This window comes from Pseudomonas sp. RIT-PI-AD, assembly GCF_025642785.1.
Taxonomy (GTDB): domain Bacteria; phylum Pseudomonadota; class Gammaproteobacteria; order Pseudomonadales; family Pseudomonadaceae; genus Pseudomonas_T.
In genome coordinates, this window is sequence record NZ_JANZKU010000005.1 from 53,328 (window position 1) to 73,063 (window position 19,736).

Sequence of the window (19,736 nt, forward strand, 5' to 3'; positions counted from 1 at the left end):
CATGCGCACCGAACAGCCGAAGATGATCTACCTGAAGGACTACCAGGCGCCGGATTATCTGATCGACGAGACCCACCTGACCTTCGAGCTGTTCGAGGACCACACCCTGGTCCATGCGCAGTTGATCATGCGCCGCAACCCCGAGCGGCAAGGCGAGCAGGCGGGCGCGTTGCCGCCGCTGATGCTGGACGGCCAGCAGCTCGAGCTGCTCTCGCTGTCCCTCGACGACCGCGCCCTGGCGCCCGGCGACTACCGCCTCGACGACAGCCACCTGACCCTGCAGCCGCAGCAGGCCCGCTTCACCCTGGACAGCACGGTGCGCATCCACCCGGAAAGCAACACCGCGCTGGAGGGCCTGTACAAGTCCGGCACGATGTTCTGCACCCAGTGCGAGGCCGAAGGGTTCCGCAAGATCACCTACTACCTCGACCGCCCGGACGTGATGAGCGTCTTCACCACCACCGTCAGCGCCGAACGCCAGCGCTATCCGGTGCTGCTCTCCAACGGCAACCCGCGGGCCACCGGCAGCGAGGAGGGCGGGCGCCACTGGGCGACCTGGGAAGACCCGTTCAAGAAACCCGCCTACCTGTTCGCCCTGGTCGCCGGCGACCTCTGGTGCGTGGAAGACGTGTTCACCACCATGAGCCGCCGCGACGTGACGCTGCGCATCTACGTCGAGCCGGAAAACATCGACAAGGTGCAGCACGCCATGGACAGCCTGAAGAAGTCGATGCGCTGGGACGAGGAGGTCTACGGCCGCGAGTACGACCTGGACATCTTCATGATCGTCGCGGTCAACGACTTCAACATGGGCGCCATGGAGAACAAGGGGCTCAACATCTTCAACTCCAGCGCCGTGCTGGCCAAGGCGGAGACCGCCACCGACGCCGCTCACCAGCGGGTCGAGGCGATCGTCGCCCACGAGTATTTCCACAACTGGTCGGGCAACCGGGTGACCTGCCGCGACTGGTTCCAGTTGTCGCTGAAGGAAGGCTTCACCGTGTTCCGCGACGCGGAATTCTCCGCCGACATGAACTCGCGCACGGTCAAGCGCGTCGAGGACGTCGCCTACCTGCGCACCCACCAGTTCGCCGAAGACGCGGGCCCCATGGCCCACCCGGTGCGCCCGGACGCCTTCATCGAGATTTCCAACTTCTACACCCTGACGGTCTACGAGAAGGGCTCGGAAGTGGTGCGGATGATCCATACGCTGTTGGGCGCCGAGGGCTTCCGCAAGGGCAGCGACCTGTACTTCCAGCGCCACGACGGCCAGGCGGTGACCTGCGACGATTTCGCCAAGGCCATGGAGGACGCCAATGGCGTCGACCTGACCCAGTTCAAGCGCTGGTACAGCCAGGGCGGCACCCCGCGCCTGGCGGTGGAGGAGCGCTTCGACCCGCAGGCGCGGCGCTACAGCCTGACCTTCCGCCAGAGCTGCCCGGCGACTCCGGGGCAGCCCCACAAGGAGCCCTTCGTGATCCCGGTGGAACTGGGCTTGCTCGATGCTGCCGGTCGCGAACTGCCGCTGCGCCTGGAAGGCGAGGACAGCGCCCAAGGCGGCAACCGGGTGATCCGCGTGACCGAGGCGGAGCAGACTTTCACCTTCCTCGACATCGCCGAGAAACCGCTGCCGTCGCTGCTGCGCGGCTTCTCCGCGCCGGTCAAGCTGAGCTTCCCCTACAGCCGCGACCAACTGATGTTCCTCATGCAGCACGACAGCGACGGCTTCAACCGCTGGGACGCCGGGCAGCAATTGGCGGTGCAGGTGTTGCAGGAACTGATCGCGGCCCATCGGCGCGGCGAGGCGCTGGTGCTGGACCCGCGGCTGGTCGAGGCCCTCGGCACGCTGCTGGCCGATGACAGCCTGGATCAGGCGATGGTGGCCGAGATGCTGTCCCTGCCGAGCGAGGCCTATCTGGCGGAAATCAGCGAGGTCGCCGACGTCGATGCCATCCATGCGGCCCGCGAATTCGCCCGCCGCAGCCTCGCCGAGGCCTTGTACCAGCCGCTGCTGGCCCGCTACCGCGCCAACCGCGCGGAGTCGCAACGGGTGGCCTACGCCGCCGAGGCCGGGCAGATCGCCCGGCGCAGCCTGCAGAACATCGCGCTGTCCTACCTGATGCTCAGTGGCAAGACCGAGATCCTCGAGGCCTGCCTGGACCAGTACCAGCATTGCGACAACATGACCGAGCGGCTGACCGCCCTGGCGGTGCTGGTGAATTCCAGCTTCGAGGATGAAAAGGCCAAGGCGCTGGGCGCCTTCGCCGAGCATTTCAAGGACAACCCGCTGGTCATGGACCAATGGTTCAGCGTGCAGGCCGGCAATCCGCTGCCCGGCGGACTGGAGCGAGTCCAGGCGCTGATGGGGCATCCGGCGTTCACCTTGAAGAATCCGAACAAGGTGCGCGCGCTGATCGGCGCCTTCGCCAACCAGAACCTGGTCAACTTCCACCGGGCGGACGGGGCCGGCTACCGCTTCCTCGCCGACCAGGTGATCGTCCTCAATGCGCTGAACCCGCAGATCGCCTCCCGGCAATTGACCCCGCTGACCCGCTGGCGCAAGTACGACGAGGCGCGCCAGGGCCTGATGCGCGGCGAACTGGAACGCATCCTCGCCTCCGGCGCGCTGTCCAGCGATGTCTACGAAGTGGTCAGCAAAAGCCTCGCCTGATCGCCCGGCCCGACCACCGGGCCGGCTTCTTCCCGGCGCGCGGATGTCCGTCGCGCGCCGTCTTCTCGCTTCCAGCGGCGGCATCCGTTCGGTCCGGCCGCCGTCGTCCGACGCGCCCGGCCACCGCGGCACGTGGTGCACGGGTTCGGCGCCAGCCATCCGCCCACCGGCTTCGCTTCGGATTTCCAGGGTGCGCGCAAGCATCATTCAGGGGCCTGCGCAGCCGCGATTCAGCAGGGCAATGGAGCCTCAACGACGCGGGTTTCGGCTTAACAAAACATAACGTCGCGGCGATTGTCAGGGCTTTCGAAAACTGGCTAGGATGGCTTTCCTGCCATGAAGCAGTACCACCTAATAACAATAAAGGGGAAGGTGTATGAGTGAGCCCGTCATGTGGCGCACCCCGTCCGATGTGCATGAGCAGCTTCCGTCCCTCGCGACGTTCCGCTTCCACCTTCCGCTGGCCAGGGTCCTGCCGCTGGTGGCGGCGCTTTCCGTCCTGACCCTCTTCGCCACTCCGCTGTCCCTGCACGCGGCCGATGCCACCCCGTACGCCATCGAGTCGCCGCGCGCGGCCCAGGGGCTGCTGATCGACATCGCGCACGCCGGTGCCCGGCTGGTGGCGGTGGGCGAGCGGGGCCACATTCTCTATTCCGACGACGACGGCCGGACCTGGCAGCAGGCCAAGGTCCCGACGCGGCAGATGCTCACCGCGGTGTATTTCGTCGACGACAAGCATGGCTGGGCGGTCGGTCACGACGCGCAGATCCTCGCCAGCGACGACGCCGGCGCCACCTGGAGGTTGCAGTTCGAGGACCTCAAGCGCGAGGCGCCCTTGCTGGACGTCTGGTTCCAGGACACCCGGGTGGGCTACGCGGTGGGTGCCTACGGCGCGCTGCTGGAAACCACCGATGGCGGCCAGCACTGGGAAGACGCCAGCGACCGCCTGGACAACGAAGACCAGTACCACCTCAACGGCATCGCCGCGGTGAAGGATGCCGGGCTGTTCATCGTCGGCGAGATGGGCAGCATGTTCCGCTCCGCCGATGGCGGCGCGACCTGGGAAAAGATCGAGGGGCCTTACCCGGGCTCGCTGTTCGGCGTCACCGCCACCGCCACCCCTGGGACCCTGCTGGCCTACGGGCTGCGGGGCAACCTGTTCCGCTCCACCGACTTCGGCGCCGATTGGCAGCCGGTGAAGCTGAAGACCGCCTCGGGCGGGACCCTCGAGTTCGGCCTGGCCGGCGGCGCCTTGCTGGCCGACGGCACTCTGGTGATCGTCGGCCACGGCGGCAGCGTGCTGCAGAGCCACGACGACGGGGCCAGCTTCAGCGTGGTCAACCGGCCCGACCGGCAATCGCTGTCGGCGGTCGCCGCCGATGCCAAGGGCAATCTGATTCTGGTGGGACAGGGCGGCGTTCGCGTCGCCTCGCCGACCGGCACCGAGCAACAACAATAACGCCGGGGCTTCCGAGAGATGAGCATGAAAAGTAACCATCACCAGGACAAGGCGACCCTGCTCGAACGCCTGATCTTCAACAACCGCCCCGCGGTCATCGTCATCTGCCTGCTGGTCAGCCTGTTCCTGTTCTACCAAGCGTTGCAGGTGCGCCCCTCCACCAGCTTCGAGAAAATGATCCCGCTGCATCATCCCTACATCGAAAAGATGATGGAGCACCGCAACGACCTGGCCAACCTGGGCAACACCGTGCGGATTTCGGTGGAGGCCCTGGACGGCGACATCTTCGACAAGACCTACATGGAGACCCTGCGGCAGATCAACGACGAGGTGTTCTACATCCCCGGCGTCGACCGCTCCGGGCTGAAGTCCCTGTGGAGCCCCAGCGTGCGCTGGACCGAGGTCACCGAGGAAGGCTTCGCCGGCGGCGAGGTGATCCCGCAGACCTACGACGGTTCGCCCGCCAGCCTCGACGCGCTGCGCGACAACGTGCTCAAGTCCGGGCAGATCGGTCGCCTGGTGGCCAACGACTTCAAGTCCAGCATCGTCGACATCCCCTTGCTCGAGTCCTATCCGGACCCGGCCGACCAGGGGCGGCAGATCAAGCTGGACTACCGGCAGTTCTCCCACGAGCTGGAGCAGAAGATCCGCGACAAGTACCAGGTGGAAAACCCGCGGATCAAGGTGCACATCGTCGGCTTCGCGAAGAAGGTCGGCGACCTCATCGACGGCCTGATCATGGTGGTGGCCTTCTTCGGCATCGCCTTCCTGATCACCCTGGTGCTGCTCTACTGGTTCACCTGGTGCATCCGCAGCACCATCGCCGTGCTGTCCACCACGCTGATCGCGGTGGTCTGGCAGCTCGGCCTGATGCACGCCGTGGGGTTCGGCCTGGACCCTTACTCGATGCTGGTGCCCTTCCTGATCTTCGCCATCGGCATTTCCCACGGGGTGCAGAAGATCAACGGCATCGCCTTGCAGTCCAGCGACGCCGACAACGCCCTGACCGCCGCGCGACGGACCTTCCGCCAATTGTTCCTGCCGGGAATGATCGCGATTCTCGCCGATGCGGTGGGCTTCATCACCTTGCTGATCATCGACATCGGGGTGATCCGCGAGCTGGCCATCGGCGCTTCCATCGGCGTGGCGGTGATCGTCTTCACCAACCTGATCCTGCTGCCGGTGGCGATCTCCTACGTCGGCATCAGCAAGAAGGCGGTGGAGCGCAGCAAACGCGACGCGGTCAGCGAACACCCGTTCTGGCGCCTGCTGTCCAATTTCGCTCACCCCGCGGTGGCGCCGGTTTCGGTGATCCTCGCGCTGGCGGTCGGCCTCGGCGGCTTCTGGTACCAGAAGCAGAACCTACAAGTGGGCGACCTCGACCAGGGCGCGCCCGAGCTGCGCCCGGAATCGCGCTACAACCTCGACAACAACTTCATCATCCGCAACTACTCGACCAGCTCCGACGTGCTGGTGGTGATGGTCAAGACCGCCCGGGAAGGCTGCTCCACCTACGCGGCCATGGAGCCCATCGACCAACTGATGTGGAAAATGAACAACACCGAGGGCGTGCAGTCGGCGATTTCCCTGGTGACGGTCTCCAAGCAACTGATCAAGGGCATGAACGAGGGCAACCTCAAGTGGGAGAGCCTGTCGCGTAACCAAGACGTGCTGAACAACTCCATCAGCCGCGCCGACGGCCTGTACAACGCCGACTGCTCCCTGGCGCCGGTGCTGGTGTTCCTCGAGGACCACAAGGCGGCGACCCTGAAGCGTGCGGTGCATGCCGTCGAGGAATTCGCTCAGGCGAATAACAAGGAGGGGCTGGAGTTCCTCCTGGCCGCCGGCAACGCCGGGATCGAGGCCGCCACCAACGAGGTGATCGCCAAGTCCGAGCTGACCATCCTGATCCTGGTCTACCTCTGCGTGGCGACCATGTGCATGATCACTTTCCGCTCCCTGGCGGCGACCCTGTGCATCATCCTGCCGCTGATCCTCACTTCGGTGCTGGGCAACGCGCTGATGGCGTCCCTGGGCATCGGCGTCAAGGTCGCGACCTTGCCGGTGATCGCCCTCGGCGTGGGGATCGGCGTGGACTACGGCATCTACATCTACAGCCGCCTGGAAAGCTTCCTGCGCGCCGGCCTGACCTTGCAGGAGGCCTACTACGAAACCCTGAAATCCACCGGCAAGGCCGTGCTGTTCACCGGGCTTTGCCTGGCCATCGGCGTCGCCACCTGGATTTTCTCGGCGATCAAGTTTCAGGCCGACATGGGTCTGATGCTGACCTTCATGCTGTTGTGGAACATGTTCGGCGCGCTCTGGCTGTTGCCGGCGCTGGCGCGGTTCCTGATCAAGCCGGAGAAGCTGGTCGGCAAGCAGGGCGGTTCGCTGCTGGCCCATTGAGGCGGGCGCCGGGCCTTCCGCGAGAAGGCCCGGCTCGATACGACGAAACCGCGCGACGCGCGGTTTTTTCATGGGCGGAAAAAGGGTGTCGCCACCGGCTGCCGCATCCGCTGGGCGGACGCCGCCGGCTGGGTATGCCGCTCAGCGCGGATACAGCGGTGGCAACGGGTTGGGCTCCTGGCCCGCGCCGTCCGGGGTTTCCGCGGCGGGCAGGGCACGGATCGCCTTCAACAGCTCCTCGCCCTGCCAGTGCTGGCCGCTTTCGCTGTACAGCGCGCCATTCAGGCTGTCGAGCGCCTCGGACAGCGGGGCGAAGCGCGCGGCCATGGCGGCGAGGGTCTCCGGTTGCTGCCGCGCCCAGGCATCCAGGGCCTGGCGGCTGGCCTGGGGGTCGTTGGCCTGGCAGGCGCGACGCAGGTCGTCGAGCAGGGTGCGCGGGCTGGGGCCGCTCTGCACGGTCGGCAGGATCGCCGGCTGGCGCCGCGCGTGCCACCAGAGGCCGAAGCCGAGCAGGGTGGTGCAGAGCAGTGCCGCGCAGGCCAGTTGCCAGGGCCAGAGCTTCGCCCCGGCGAGGTTTTCCACCTGCGTCGGCGGGCTGCTCACCGGCGCTTCCACCTCCAGGTTGGGGTTGCCGGCGACCGTCAGGCGGCGTGCCGGCAGGGTCGCGTGTTCCAGGCGGTCCTCGCGGGTGTTCCACCAGACCAAGTCCAGGGCGGGCACCTCGACCGCGCCTGCCTGGGTCGGTACCAACGCCTCACGCTCTTCGCGGCTCCCGGTCACGCCGCGTTCGTCGCTGCGGTTGGCCAACTGCGGTTGGTCCGGGTAGCGGCGCAGGCCGGCCACCTCGGTGGCCGGCAACGGCGGCAACTGGGCGCTGGACAGCCCTTCCACCTCCAGGCGCAGGCTGCGGGTCAGCGAGTCGCCCACCTTGGCCTGGTCCGGCTCGGGGTTCCAGGTCTCGCCGAGCGTCAGCGAGCGCGCCGGCAGCCAGGGCGCATCGGTCGGGTACTCGGCCGGCTTGGCTTTCACCGTCAGCGGGATATCCGGCGATTTGACCCGGGTCAGTTTGCCCGGGCGCGAGCCGAAGGGTCGGTAGGGGTTCTGCGTGTTGCGCTCCACCAGCGTCGCGCTGAAGGTCTGCCCGGGGATGCTCAGCTCGCCGCTGCGTTGCGGGAAGATCGCGTAGCGCAGTTCGATCACCCCGTGGCGTACGCCGTTGATGTCCTTTTCGTAGGTGCGCGGGTCGCCGAGCGCCTCGACGCGCGCGTCGGCCATCTGCAAGGGGGTGAGGGCACTGTCGTCGTACAGCGACACCGAATGGTAGATGCGCAGGGTCAGCACCACCTGGGCCTGCACGTAGGTGGTTTCCTGGTCCAGGCTGGCATCGATGAACACCGGTGCCAGCTGCTGCGTGCCGGCGCTGGCGTCGGTGGGCAGCACCCGCAGGGTGATGGGTTGGCTTTCGGCGTCGCCCAACTGCACCGGCGGCACCACCACGTAGCCGGTCTGCTTCGGTTGCAGGGTGACCATCCACTGGGTGGAGGCATGGGCCGCGCCGTCCAGGGTGGTGAGGCGGTTCACCTGGCGGGTGCCGAGCACCTCGAACAGCGTCTCGAGGGGCTTCAGGTCGGGTTTGCCGAAGACCGTCACGTCGTCCGATTCCAGGGTCAGCTCGACCGTTTCGCCTTCGCTCAGACGGGTCCGGTCGACGCTGGCGGTGAGTCCGGCGGCACCGGCTCGGGCGGCCAGCAGGGCGAGCAGCAGGGTGCAGAGCAGACGCATCATCGAGAATTTTCCTGGCGCAGTTGCTGTTCGTACCAGAACTTGCGGCGCAGCAGTTCGGCGGGGTCGTCGGGGATTTGCCGCAGCCACTGTTCGAGGGCCTGGCGGCGTTCGTCGTCGAAGGGTTCGCGGGGCGCCAACGCGTCGCCCTGGGCGACCTTGCCGTTCGCTTCGTGGCCGGAGCCAGTGGCGCTGGCGTCGCCGGCGGGCGCTCGTCCCGGTCCGGCTGCCGAAGCGGAGGGCTGGGGTTTGTCCGGGTTGACGCGCTCGGCGGAGGGCGGCGCGGCCTCGGCCCTGTGCTCGGACTCGGGCGAGGGCGAAGCCTTCGGCGGCTGGCTGGAGTCCCCCGGGTCGGGCGCGGTGCCGGCGGCGGGGGACGGCTCGGCGGTCTCCCGGTCCGAGCCTTGCCCTTGCCCTTGCCCTTGCCCTTGCCCTTGCCCTTGCCCTTGCCCTTGCCCTTGCCCTTGCCGCTGCGCGTCCTGGGCGGACTTGTCGGCCGGGTCGGTGTCCTGGCGGGCGCCGTCCTTTGCGCCCTGTTGCGCATCCTGCCGTTTCTTTTCCTCCAGCAACGCCTCCACCAGGGCCTTGTTGCGTTGCGCCGGTTGCAGGTCGGGCTGGCGCTCCAGGGCACTGTCGTAGGCGTCCACGGCGGCTTCCAATTGCCCGGCCTTGGCCAGGGCATTGCCGCGGTTGTAATGCGCCGTCGCGCTGTCTTCCCGGGCGAAGCGCTCGGCGGCGCCCGGGTAATCACCGGCCTGGTAGAGGGCCTGGCCCTGCCATTGCGGATCGCTGAAGCGCTGGGCGGCTTCCGCCGGACGGTTCGCTTCGAGCAGGCGCTGGCCTTGCTGATCCGGCCGCAGCCACAGGTCGGCGAGCTCGAAGGCCTGGCTCGGCTGCGGCAGGGCGAACAACAGGGGCAGGCAGAACAGCCAGCCACGGCGGCCGGCGCAGGCGGCGAGCAGCAGCAACGGCACCAGCAGCCAATGGCCCTGATCGGCCCAGCTTTGCAAGTGCAGCGTCTCGCGGACTTCGCGCAGCCCGCTGGCCCCTTCCAGCAAGCCGAGTGCGTGCAGGTCCTTGTCATCCAGGCGCGCGCTGCCGTAGCGGCCGCCGAGCTTGCCGACGAAGCGCTTGAGGCCCGGGGCATCCAGCTTCGGCAGGAGGATCACGCCCTGGTCGTCCTTGAGGAAGCCGCCGTTTTCCTGGGCCACGGGCGCGCCCTGGGCGGTGCCGATGCCGAGGATGCTCAGCCGCGCGCCGCGCGCGCCCAGCGCCGCGCGGATGCCGCGGCGCTCTTCGGCACTCAGGCGCGAGGTGATCAGCAGGATCCGGCCCTGCCCCTGGGCGCCCTGGTCGAGGAGCTCCAGCGCCTTGCCGACGGCCAGGTCGGCGCGGCGGCCGGCCACCGGCATGATCGAGGGCTTGAGCGATTCCAGCAGGTTGCGCGCGGTCATCAGGTCGTCGGACAGCGGCACCAGGGTATGGGCGCTGCCGGCGTAGACGACGATAGCGGTCTGCGCGTCGCGGCGTTCTTCCAGCAGGTCGAGCAGTTTGCGCCGCGCCTGTTCCAGGCGGGTCGGCGGCGCGTCGGTGGCGAGCATCGTCGGGGTCAGGTCGAGCAACACCACCAGCGGGTCGGCGCGCTTGCCGAGGCTCTGTTCGATGTGCTGCCAACTGGGCCCGAGCAGCGCCAGCAGCGCGAGCAGCCAGGCGCCGCCGAGGGCGATCCAGGGCAGGCGGCTGCCGCGCTGCCGCGAGCCCTTGAGCAGCCAGGGATGGAAGGCTTCGGGAAGCAACTGTTGCCAGCGCCCGCTGCGTCTTTCCCGGTGCCAGAGGCGCCACAGCAGCCAGCCCAGCAGGGGCAGCGCGAGCAGCCAGTAGGGTCGCAGCCAGTGTGGCCAGAGGGCGATCATTCGGCCCTCCGGCGCAACCGGGCGTGGGGCCAGAGCACCCGGACGACGAACAGCAGGCTGAGCAGCAGGGCGCCGGCCAGCGGCCAGGGGTACAGCGCCTTGGCCGGGCGCGCCTGGGTCGGCGCCTGGGCCACCGGCTCCAGTTCGTCGAGGGCCGCCTCGATGCGCGCCAGCTCGCCGCCGTCGCGGGCCCGGAAATACTCGCCGCCGGTGCGCTCGGCGATGGCGCTCAGCGTCGCCTCGTCGAGGTCGAGCCCGGGGTTCATGGCGAACAGGCCAAGGGCGCCGGCCTGGTTGGGATCGGCGCCGATGCCGATGGTGTAGACCTTGACCTTTTCCTCGGCGGCCAGGCGCGCCGCGGTCAGGGGCTCCACCTCGCCACCGGTGTTGGCGCCGTCGGTGACCAGCACCAGCACCCGGCTCTCCGCCGGACGTTGGCGCAGGCGCTTGACGCCCAGGCCGATGGCGTCGCCGAGGGCGGTGTTTTTGCCGGCGATGCCGATCAGCGCCTCGTCCAGCCAGGTGTGCACGGTCTTGCGGTCGAAGGTCAGCGGCGCCTGCAGGTAGGCCTGGCTGCCGAACAGGATCAGGCCGACCCGATCGCCCTGGCGACCGTCGATGAAACCGCCCATCAGCCGCTTGACCAGTTCCAGGCGGCTGACCTTGCGCCCATCCAGCAGCATGTCGGGATATTCCATGGAGCCGGAGACGTCCACCGCCAGCAGCAGGTCGCGCCCGCTGGAAGGCAGCGGCAGGGGATTGCCGACCCATTCCGGTCGCGCGGCGGCCGCCAGCAGCAACAGCCACAGCAGGGCAAAGCGCGCCTGTTGGCGCCAGGCCGGCAGGTGCAGGCGGGCGCGACGGCCGGCCAGGCTTTCCAGTTCGCCGAGAAAGCTCGCGTGCAGCGCCGCCTCGCCGCTGTCCGCGGGCGGCAGCACTCGGCGCAACAGCCAGGGCAGCGGCGCGAGCAGCAGGATCCAGGGCCAGGCGAACTCAAACATGACGGCGCACCCAGGTGTCGATCGCCAGGTACAGGCCTTCGATGGCCTTGTCGTCGAGCCGGCAGTCCGGGCGATAGGCGCCTTCCACCAGGATCATCCAGCGGGTCAGGCCGGCGGCCGGGCAGCGGCTGTCGAGGAATGCCAGCCAGGCGCGACCGCTCAGCACGTGGCTGGCCTCGTGCGGATACTGGGCGCGGCACAGGCGCTTGAGCAGCGCGTTGAGCTGTTGCAGCCAGTGCTGGGCGGGCTGCCCACCGTAGGGCTTGGACAAGCCCGCCAGTTCGGCGAGGGCGGCCTGGCGCAGCGGGTCGAGACCGGCCGGATCGGCCGGGCGGCGAGGGGCCTGGCGCGGCAGGCGTCGCAGCAGGCGCCAGAAGCCCCACAGCAGCAGCGGCAACAGGAGCGCCAGCAACCACCAGCCGGGCGCCGGCGGCCACCAGAGGACGGCCGGCGGCGCGATGGGCGGCGCCAGTTGGTCGAGTGGATTCACCGGCCCGCCCCTTTCTGCTGCAAGTGTTCGCGCAGTTGTTCGACCACCTCCTGGCGGGTGCTCAGCGGCAGCAACAGCACGCCGAGCTTCTGCGACAGGCGTTGCCAGCGCGCGCGGCGGGTTTCGGCCTGCTGGCCATAGGCCTGGCGCAGCTCGGCGTCGTGGGTATCCAGCTCCAGTTGCGCGTCGCGGTCGGCGAAACGCAGCAAGCCGGCGGCCGGCAGCGCGTGATCGAGCGGGTCGGACAGCGGCAGCAGGATCAGGTCGGTGTGCCGCGCCAGCAGGCCGAGCTGCAGTTCGGACGTGTCCGACAGGGCGCGCTCGTCGCAGAGAATCACCACCAGGCTGCCGGGGCGCAGCACTTCGCGGGCGCGGCGCAGGGCCAGGCTGAAACCGTCGCGGTTGGGTGCCACCTCGGCGTCCAGGCTGTGATTGACCCGGACCAGCCGGCTGAGCAGTTGCAACAGGCTCTGCTTGCTGCGCCGCGGTTTGATCTCGTGGTGCTCGGCGTCGCCGAACACCAGGCCGCCGATCCGGTCGTTGTGAGCCAGCGCGGCCCAGCCGAACAGACTCGCGGCCTGGGCGGCGAGCACCGACTTGAAGGCCAGCCCGCTGCCGAAGAACAACCGGCGGCTCTGTTCCACCAGGACGAACACCGGGCGTTCGCGCTCCTCGTGGAACAGCTTGGTATGGGGTTCCTGGGTACGCGCGGTGACGCGCCAATCGATGGTGCGCACGTCGTCGCCGGCCTGGTAGACGCGCACCTGGTCAAAGTCCACGCCACGCCCGCGCAGCTTTGAATGGTGCAGGCCGACCAGCGGGCTGCGCCGCGAGGGCGTCGAGAACAGTTGCACCTCGCGCGCGCGGTGGCGCATCTCGATCAGCTCGGCGAGGCTGGCATAGACGCCGGGTTGCACGGGCATGGATTCAGCGGTTCCGGCGGGCGCGGGGCCGGCGTCGGGACGAGGGCGTGGGCGCTTGCAAGGGCGCCATCAGGCCACCGCGACCACGTCGAGAATGCGTTGCAGTACGCGATCCTGGTCGATCCCGGCGGCTTCGGCTTCGAACGACAGGATCACCCGGTGGCGCAGCACGTCGAACAGCATCGCCTGGATGTCTTCCGGGCTGACGAAGTCCCGCCCGGCCAGCCAGGCGTGGGCGCGCGCGCAACGGTCGAGGGAGATCGAGCCCCGCGGGCTGGCGCCGTAGGCCAGCCATTCGGCCAGCTCGGCGTCGAATTTCGCCGGGGTGCGGGTGGCCATCACCAGTTGCACCAGGTATTCCTCCACCGCGTCGGCCATGTACAGCCCGAGGATTTCCTTGCGCGCGGCGAAGATCGCCTGCTGGCTGACCTTGTGTTCCGGCTTGGTTTCGCCGTTGAGCGCCTCGCCCCGCGCCTGCTGGAGGATCTTGCGTTCCACCGAGGCGTCGGGGAAGCCGATCTTCACGTGCATCAGGAAGCGGTCGAGCTGCGCCTCCGGCAGGGGGTAGGTGCCTTCCTGCTCGATCGGGTTCTGGGTCGCCATCACCAGGAACAGCGGCGACAGGTCGTAGGTGGAGCGGCCGATGGAGACTTGGCGCTCGGCCATGGCCTCGAGCAGCGCCGACTGGACCTTGGCCGGAGCCCGGTTGATCTCGTCGGCGAGCACCAGGTTGTGGAAGATCGGCCCCTGCTGGAACACGAAGCTGCCGGTCTCCGGCCGGTAGATCTCGGTGCCGGTGATGTCCGCGGGGAGCAGGTCGGGGGTGAACTGGATGCGGTGGAACTCGGCCTCGACGCCTTCCGCCAGGTCCTTGATCGCCTTGGTCTTGGCCAGGCCCGGCGCGCCTTCCACCAGCAGGTGGCCGTCGGCGAGCAGGGCGATCAGCAGGCGCTCGATGAGCTTCTCCTGGCCGAGGATCTGGGTCGAGAGAAAGCTGCGCAGCTCGACGATGTGCTGCCGGTGGGTAAGGGTCTGGGTTTCGCTGCTCATGCCTGTTTCACCACTCCGGCCATCCGGCCATGTCGTACGTTGCCGGGCGATCGGCCGGCGAGGCGGGGCGCGCGGTCCGCGCCGGCGGCCGGCGGCCGGCGATCCGACCTGCCCGCGTCACACATCCGGCACATGGTAGCCCAGGTGCGCGGCGTATCGTAATGAGGCGCCGGGCGAATGCCCAGGGGCGACCGGCCGATTCTGCCTTCGCTGTGAGCGACCGCTCATCCCGCCCTTGGGTCCGGGGGTGAGTCAATCGGCGCTCGCGTGGTCTAGTTTTTCGACGGCCGTCCATGCCCGCCTCCCGAAGGGAGCGATCCGGGCGACGAAGCGGCGGCTCCCTCAAGACCCCACGCGGGGATGCAACGGAGAGACGGACATGAGCCAGAACACCTGCGCCTGTAGTCAATGCAATTGCTCGATCGGCAGCGATTACGTCGAGAAGGACGGCAAGAAATACTGCTGCCAGGCCTGCGCCAGCGGCCACGCGACGGGCAGCCCATGCAGCCACCCTGGATGCAAGTGCGGCGCCAAGTGATGCCATGGGGGACGGAGGGCCCGCCGGGGTCTCCGTCCCATTCCGGGGCCGTCATCGCCGCGGCAGCGGCGGGTGGCTCATGCATTTCCGGTCGCTGTGGGCCCCGGGCACCCTCGGGTTTCGCCGCGTGGCGAGCACTGCGACACCTTGTCCGTTGTTTCCTGACCGAAAATGTCGCAGCGCGACAAGCGGCCGGGGGGCTTCCATCGATAAGCTCTACACGAATGTGACCGATGGGTCCGAGGGACTTTTCGAATTGGCTGTGCTCGTTCATATCCTGTTGCAACAAGTCGGGGCGGCGCTTTCCAGCGGTGCATTCCCGTCGTCCCCGAGTCTCCCGCATTCCGCCGTTCCTTCGACGCTGTCGTTCGCTCCCGCGCCCTCCGGGCCGGTCGAGCGGGCCCGCGGGGCGACACCCACCCGTCACCCCCGTACCCGAATTCCCCACGCACGCCACCGCCATCCCCGGTCCGCGCGCCGTCTTTCGGCGGCGCTTCGACCCTGCCTGCCCAGCGGGCGGGCGCCGGTGGCTGTACCTGACGATGTCATCCTGCACAACAAGCCAAGTGGAGCATAACCATGGCGTTCTTTACTGCGGCCAGCAAAGCCGACTTCCAGCATCAACTGCAAGCGGCCCTGGCACAGCACGTCAGCGAGCAGGCACTGCCACAAGTGAGCCTGTTCGCCGAGCAATTCTTCGGCATCATCGCGCTCGACGAGCTCACCCAGCGCCGGCTCTCCGACCTGGTCGGCTCCACCTTGTCCTCCTGGCGCCTGCTCGAGCAGTTCGACCATGCCAAGCCGGAAGTCCGGGTGTTCAACCCCGACTATGAGAAGCACGGCTGGCAGTCCACCCACACCGCCGTGGAAGTGCTGCACCCGGACATCCCCTTCCTGGTCGACTCGGTGCGGATGGAGCTGAACCGCCACGGCCACAGCATCCATACCCTGCAGAACAGCGTGCTCAGCGTGCGCCGCAACGACAAGGGCGAGTTGCTGGAAGTCCTGCCGAAGGGCACCCAGGGCGAAGGCGTGCGCCAGGAATCCCTGATGTTCCTGGAGATCGACCGCTGCGCCAGCCCCACCGACATGCGCGCCCTGGAAAAAGCGGTGCTGGAAGTGCTCGGCGAAGTCCGCCTGACCGTCGCCGATTTCCAGCCGATGAAAGCCAAGGCTCGCGAGCTGCTGGCTTGGCTGGACAAGGCCAAGCTGCAGGCCGACGCCACCGAGCGCGAAGAGATCAAGGTGTTCCTGGAGTGGCTGCTGGACAACCACTTCACCTTCCTCGGCTATGAAGAGTTCACCCTGGTGGACGAGGCCGGCGGCGGCCGCCTGGTCTACGAACCGTCCTCCCTGCTGGGCCTGTCCAAGCTGCTGCGCAGCGGCCTGAGCGACGAGGACCTGCACGTCGAACCCTACGCGGTGAAATACCTGCGCGAGCCGGAACTGCTGTCCTTCGCCAAGGCCGCGCAGCCGAGCCGCGTGCACCGGCCGGCCTACCCGGATTTCGTTTCCATCCGCGAACTGGATGCCACCGGCAAGGTGGTCAAGGAGTGCCGTTTCCTCGGCCTCTACACCTCCATCGCCTACAGCGAAAGCGTCCGCGAGATTCCCTACATCCGCCGCAAGGTGGCCGAGGTCGAGCGCCGCTCGGGCTTCGATGCCCAGGGTCACCTGGGCAAGGAGCTGGTCAAGGTGCTGGAGGTTCTGCCCCGCGACGACCTGTTCCAGACCCCGGTGGAGGAGCTGTTCAACACCGCGCTGTCCATCGTGCAGATCCAGGAGCGCAACAAGGTTCGCCTGTTCCTGCGCTTCGATCCCTACGGACGCTTCGTCTATGCCCTGGCCTACGTGCCGCGCGACGTCTATTCCACCGAAAGCCGCCTGCGCATCCAGCAGGTGCTGGTGGACCGCCTGCACGCCACCGACTGCGAGTTCTGGACCTACTTCTCCGAGTCGGTGCTAGCCCGCGTCCAACTGATCCTGCGCGTCGACCCGAAGACCAAGCTGGACATCGATCCGCAGCAACTGGAACGCGAAGTCATCCAGGCCTGCCGCTCCTGGCAGGACGACCTCTCCGGGCTGGTCGTCGAAAGCTTCGGCGAAGCCCAGGGCACCCGCGTGCTGGCGGATTTCCCGAAGAACTTCCCGGCGGGCTACCGCGAGCGTTTCGCGCCCCATTCGGCCGTGGTCGACCTGCAGCACCTGCTCAGCCTGTCGGAAGATCGCCCGCTGGTGATGAGCTTCTACCAGCCCCTCGCCCAGGGCGAAGAGCGCCTGCTGCACTGCAAGCTGTACCACGCGGATACCCCGCTGGCGCTGTCGGACGTGCTGCCGATCCTGGAGAACCTCGGCCTGCGCGTGCTCGGTGAGTTCCCCTATCGCCTGCACCATCGCCAGGGCCGCGAGTTCTGGATCCACGATTTCGCCTTCAGCTGCCCCGACGGGCTGGACGTGGACATCCAGCAGCTCAACGACACCCTGCAGGATGCCTTCGTGCAGATCGTGCGCGGCGCCGCCGAGAACGACGCCTTCAACCGCCTGGTGCTGACCGCCGGTCTGCCTTGGCGCGATGTCGCCCTGCTGCGTGCCTATGCGCGCTACCTGAAGCAGATCCGCCTCGGCTTCGACCTGGGCTACATCGCCAGCACGCTGCTCAACCACACCGACATCGCCCGCGAACTGGTGCGCCTGTTCAAGACCCGCTTCTACCTGGCGCGCAAACTCACCGCCGACGATCTCGAAGACAAGCAGCAGCGCCTGGAGCAGGCGATCCTGTCCGCCCTGGACAACGTCGCCGTGCTCAACGAGGACCGCATCCTGCGGCGCTACCTGGACCTGATCAAGGCCACCTTGCGCACCAACTTCTACCAGCCCGACGCCAACGGCCAGGCGAAGAGCTACTTCAGCTTCAAGTTCAACCCCAAGGCGATCCCGGAGCTGCCCAAGCCGGTGCCCAAGTTCGAGGTGTTCGTCTATTCCCCCCGCGTGGAAGGCGTGCACCTGCGCTTCGGCAAGGTCGCCCGTGGCGGCCTGCGCTGGTCGGATCGCGAGGAAGACTTCCGCACCGAGGTGCTGGGCCTGGTCAAGGCGCAGCAGGTGAAGAATGCCGTCATCGTGCCGGTCGGCGCCAAGGGCGGCTTCATCCCGCGGCGGCTGCCGGTGGGCGGCGGACGCGATGACATCCAGGCGGAGGCCATCGCCTGCTACCGGATTTTCATCTCCGGCCTGCTCGACCTCACCGACAACCTCAAGGAAGGCGACGTGGTACCGCCGGCCAACGTGGTGCGCCACGACGAGGACGATCCCTATCTGGTGGTGGCGGCCGACAAGGGCACCGCGACTTTCTCCGACATCGCCAACGGCATCGCCGCCGAGTACGGCTTCTGGCTCGGCGACGCCTTCGCCTCCGGCGGCTCGGCGGGTTACGACCACAAGGGCATGGGCATCACCGCCAAGGGCGGCTGGGTCTCGGTGCAGCGGCACTTCCGCGAGCACGGCATCGACGTGCAGAAGGACAACATCACTGTCATTGGCATCGGCGACATGGCCGGCGACGTGTTCGGCAACGGCCTGCTGCTCTCGGAAACCCTGCAACTGGTGGCGGCGTTCAACCACCAGCACATCTTCATCGACCCGAACCCCGACGCGGCGAAGAGCTTCGTCGAGCGCCAGCGCCTGTTCGACCTGCCGCGTTCCAGCTGGTCGGACTACGACGCCAAGCTGATCTCCGCCGGCGGCGGGATCTTCCTGCGCAGCGCGAAGAGCATCAACATCAGCCCGGAAATGCAGGAACGCTTCGACATCCGCGCCGACAAGCTGACCCCCACCGAGCTGATCAGCGCCCTGCTCAAGGCGCCGGTCGACCTGATCTGGAACGGCGGCATCGGCACCTACGTCAAGTCCAGCCAGGAGAGCCACGCCGACGTCGGCGACAAGGCCAACGACGCCCTGCGGGTCGACGGCCGCGAGCTGCGGGCGAAGGTGGTGGGCGAGGGCGGCAACCTCGGCATGACCCAGCTGGGCCGCGTCGAGTACGGCCTCAACGGCGGCGCCAGCAACACCGACTTCATCGACAACGCCGGGGGCGTGGACTGCTCCGACCATGAGGTCAACATCAAGATCCTGCTCAACGAGATCGTCGCGGCGGGCGACATGACCGGCAAGCAACGCAATGCGCTGCTGGCGGAAATGACCGACGCGGTGGGCAGCCTGGTGCTCGGCAACAACTACAAGCAGACCCAGGCGCTGTCCCTGGCGCAACGCCGCGCGCGCGAGCGGATCGGTGAATACAAGCGACTGATCGCCGCCCTGGAGAGCGCCGGCAAGCTGGACCGCGCCCTGGAGTTCCTGCCCAGCGACGAGGAGCTCAACGAGCGCGCCGCCAACGGCCAGGGGCTGACCCGCCCGGAACTGTCGGTGCTGATTTCCTACAGCAAGATCGACCTCAAGGAAGCCTTGCTGAAGTCCCAGGTGCCGGACGACGAGTACCTGGCGCGGGAAATGGAAACCGCCTTCCCGCCGCTGCTGGCGGAGAAGTTCGGCGACGCCATGCGCCGTCACCGCCTGAAACGGGAGATCGTCAGCACCCAGATCGCCAACGACCTGGTCAACCACATGGGCATCACCTTCGTGCAGCGGCTCAAGGAGTCCACCGGCATGAGCGCGGCCAACGTCGCCGGCGCCTATGTGATCGTCCGCGACGTGTTCCACCTGCCGCGCTGGTGGAAGCGCATCGAGGCGCTCGACTACCAGGTGCCGGCCGAGCTGCAACTGACCCTGATGGACGAGCTGATGCGTCTGGTGCGTCGGGCCACGCGCTGGTTCCTGCGCAGCCGCCGCAACGAGCTGGATGCCGCCCGCGACGTGGCGCACTTCGCTCCGCGCGTCGCCGAACTGGCCGGTCGCCTGGACGAACTGCTGGAAGGGCCGGCCCGCGAGCAATGGCTGGCGAAGTACCAGGCCTATGTGGAGGCCGGCGCCCCCGAGGAACTGGCGCGGGTGGTGGCGGGCACCAGCCACCTCTACACCCTGCTGCCGATCATCGAGGCTTCGGACGTCACCGGCAAGGACACCGCCCAGGTCGCCGAAGCCTATTTCTCCATAGGCGGCGCGCTGGACCTGTCCTGGTACCTGCAGCAGATCACCAACCTGTCGGTGGAAAGCACCTGGCAGTCCCTGGCCCGCGAAGCCTTCCGCGACGACCTCGACTGGCAACAGCGCGCCATCACCGTCTCGGTCCTGCAAATGACCGACGGCCCGGCGGACATCGAGGAACGCGTGGCGCTGTGGCTGGAGCAGCACCGCCCGCTGGTCGATCGCTGGCGCGTCATGCTCGGCGAGCTGCGTGCCGCCACCGGCAGCGATTACGCCATGTATGCGGTGGCCGATCGCGAGCTGATGGACTTGGCGCAAAGCGGCCAACAGAGCATTTGCATCCCCTGAGCCGGCGACGGCACTGACGAAAACCCCGCCTGATGGCGGGGTTTTTTTATGGCCTTGG

The 19,736-nt window shown here is 67.9% G+C and carries 11 protein-coding genes; 5 read left to right on the top strand and 6 right to left on the bottom strand.

The genetic code is table 11. From position 1 onward, the window contains the following. Position 1 precedes the first annotated feature (1 nt). The 3 genes from pepN (at position 2) to OGL92_RS05990 (ending at position 6,536) form a co-directional block, all read left to right on the top strand. A complete protein-coding gene (gene pepN / locus OGL92_RS05980; protein ID WP_263141665.1) occupies positions 2-2,671 on the top strand; it encodes an aminopeptidase N in 2,670 nt (889 codons plus the stop codon). A gap of 391 nt (positions 2,672-3,062) precedes the next feature. Beyond that, a complete protein-coding gene (locus OGL92_RS05985; RefSeq protein WP_263142114.1) occupies positions 3,063-4,130 on the top strand; it encodes a YCF48-related protein in 1,068 nt (355 codons plus the stop codon). Between the two features lie 18 nt (positions 4,131-4,148). Then, a complete protein-coding gene (locus OGL92_RS05990; RefSeq protein ID WP_263141667.1) occupies positions 4,149-6,536 on the top strand; it encodes an RND family transporter in 2,388 nt (795 codons plus the stop codon). 141 nt (positions 6,537-6,677) lie between these two features. Here OGL92_RS05990 and OGL92_RS05995 read toward each other — a convergent pair whose 3' ends face one another. The 6 genes from OGL92_RS05995 to OGL92_RS06020 all read right to left on the bottom strand — a co-directional run bounded on the left by OGL92_RS05995 (position 6,678) and on the right by OGL92_RS06020 (position 13,695). After that, on the bottom strand, positions 6,678-8,321 hold the full coding sequence (locus tag OGL92_RS05995; protein ID WP_263141668.1) for a BatD family protein: 1,644 nt from the start codon (positions 8,319-8,321) through the stop codon (positions 6,678-6,680). Further along, entirely contained in the window at positions 8,318-10,231 is a 1,914-nt protein-coding gene (locus OGL92_RS06000) for a VWA domain-containing protein (RefSeq protein WP_263141669.1), read from the bottom strand. The genes OGL92_RS05995 and OGL92_RS06000 overlap by 4 nt, the downstream gene beginning before the upstream one ends. Continuing rightward, positions 10,228-11,232, bottom strand: coding sequence for a VWA domain-containing protein (locus OGL92_RS06005; protein ID WP_263141670.1), 1,005 nt, complete (start codon positions 11,230-11,232; stop codon positions 10,228-10,230). Before OGL92_RS06005 ends, OGL92_RS06000 begins: the two co-directional genes overlap by 4 nt. After that, complete coding sequence (locus OGL92_RS06010; protein ID WP_263141672.1) at positions 11,225-11,722, bottom strand: DUF4381 domain-containing protein; 498 nt, start codon at positions 11,720-11,722, stop codon at positions 11,225-11,227. Before OGL92_RS06010 ends, OGL92_RS06005 begins: the two co-directional genes overlap by 8 nt. Beyond that, positions 11,719-12,645, bottom strand: a complete 927-nt coding sequence (locus OGL92_RS06015) for a DUF58 domain-containing protein (RefSeq protein ID WP_263141674.1) — start codon at positions 12,643-12,645, stop codon at positions 11,719-11,721. The genes OGL92_RS06010 and OGL92_RS06015 overlap by 4 nt, the downstream gene beginning before the upstream one ends. A 69-nt stretch (positions 12,646-12,714) precedes the next feature. After that, positions 12,715-13,695: a MoxR family ATPase gene (locus tag OGL92_RS06020; RefSeq protein WP_263141676.1), complete on the bottom strand. Its 981-nt coding sequence runs from the start codon at positions 13,693-13,695 to the stop codon at positions 12,715-12,717. Positions 13,696-14,074: 379 nt separating this feature from the next. On the opposite strand from OGL92_RS06020, the gene OGL92_RS06025 reads away from it, so the two are divergent. Next, positions 14,075-14,233 carry a metallothionein gene (locus tag OGL92_RS06025; protein ID WP_263141678.1) on the top strand — a complete coding sequence of 53 codons (159 nt, stop codon included), beginning with the start codon at positions 14,075-14,077 and terminating at the stop codon, positions 14,231-14,233. Positions 14,234-14,812: 579 nt separating this feature from the next. Further along, positions 14,813-19,678: an NAD-glutamate dehydrogenase gene (locus OGL92_RS06030; RefSeq protein ID WP_263141680.1), complete on the top strand. Its 4,866-nt coding sequence runs from the start codon at positions 14,813-14,815 to the stop codon at positions 19,676-19,678. Positions 19,679-19,736 lie beyond the last annotated feature (58 nt).

Bases quoted from the DNA above. Each gene is read 5' to 3' on its own strand.
- OGL92_RS06030 (WP_263141680.1), top strand. From the start codon at position 14,813: ATGGCGTTCTTTACTGCGGCCAGCAAAGCCGACTTCCAGCATCAACTG.
- OGL92_RS05990 (WP_263141667.1), top strand. From the start codon at position 4,149: ATGAGCATGAAAAGTAACCATCACCAGGACAAGGCGACCCTGCTCGAA.
- OGL92_RS06025 (WP_263141678.1), top strand. From the start codon at position 14,075: ATGAGCCAGAACACCTGCGCCTGTAGTCAATGCAATTGCTCGATCGGC.
- pepN (WP_263141665.1), top strand. From the start codon at position 2: ATGCGCACCGAACAGCCGAAGATGATCTACCTGAAGGACTACCAGGCG.
- OGL92_RS05985 (WP_263142114.1), top strand. From the start codon at position 3,063: ATGTGGCGCACCCCGTCCGATGTGCATGAGCAGCTTCCGTCCCTCGCG.
- OGL92_RS06015 (WP_263141674.1), bottom strand. From the start codon at position 12,645: ATGCCCGTGCAACCCGGCGTCTATGCCAGCCTCGCCGAGCTGATCGAG.
- OGL92_RS06005 (WP_263141670.1), bottom strand. From the start codon at position 11,232: ATGTTTGAGTTCGCCTGGCCCTGGATCCTGCTGCTCGCGCCGCTGCCC.
- OGL92_RS05995 (WP_263141668.1), bottom strand. From the start codon at position 8,321: ATGATGCGTCTGCTCTGCACCCTGCTGCTCGCCCTGCTGGCCGCCCGA.
- OGL92_RS06000 (WP_263141669.1), bottom strand. From the start codon at position 10,231: ATGATCGCCCTCTGGCCACACTGGCTGCGACCCTACTGGCTGCTCGCG.
- OGL92_RS06020 (WP_263141676.1), bottom strand. From the start codon at position 13,695: ATGAGCAGCGAAACCCAGACCCTTACCCACCGGCAGCACATCGTCGAG.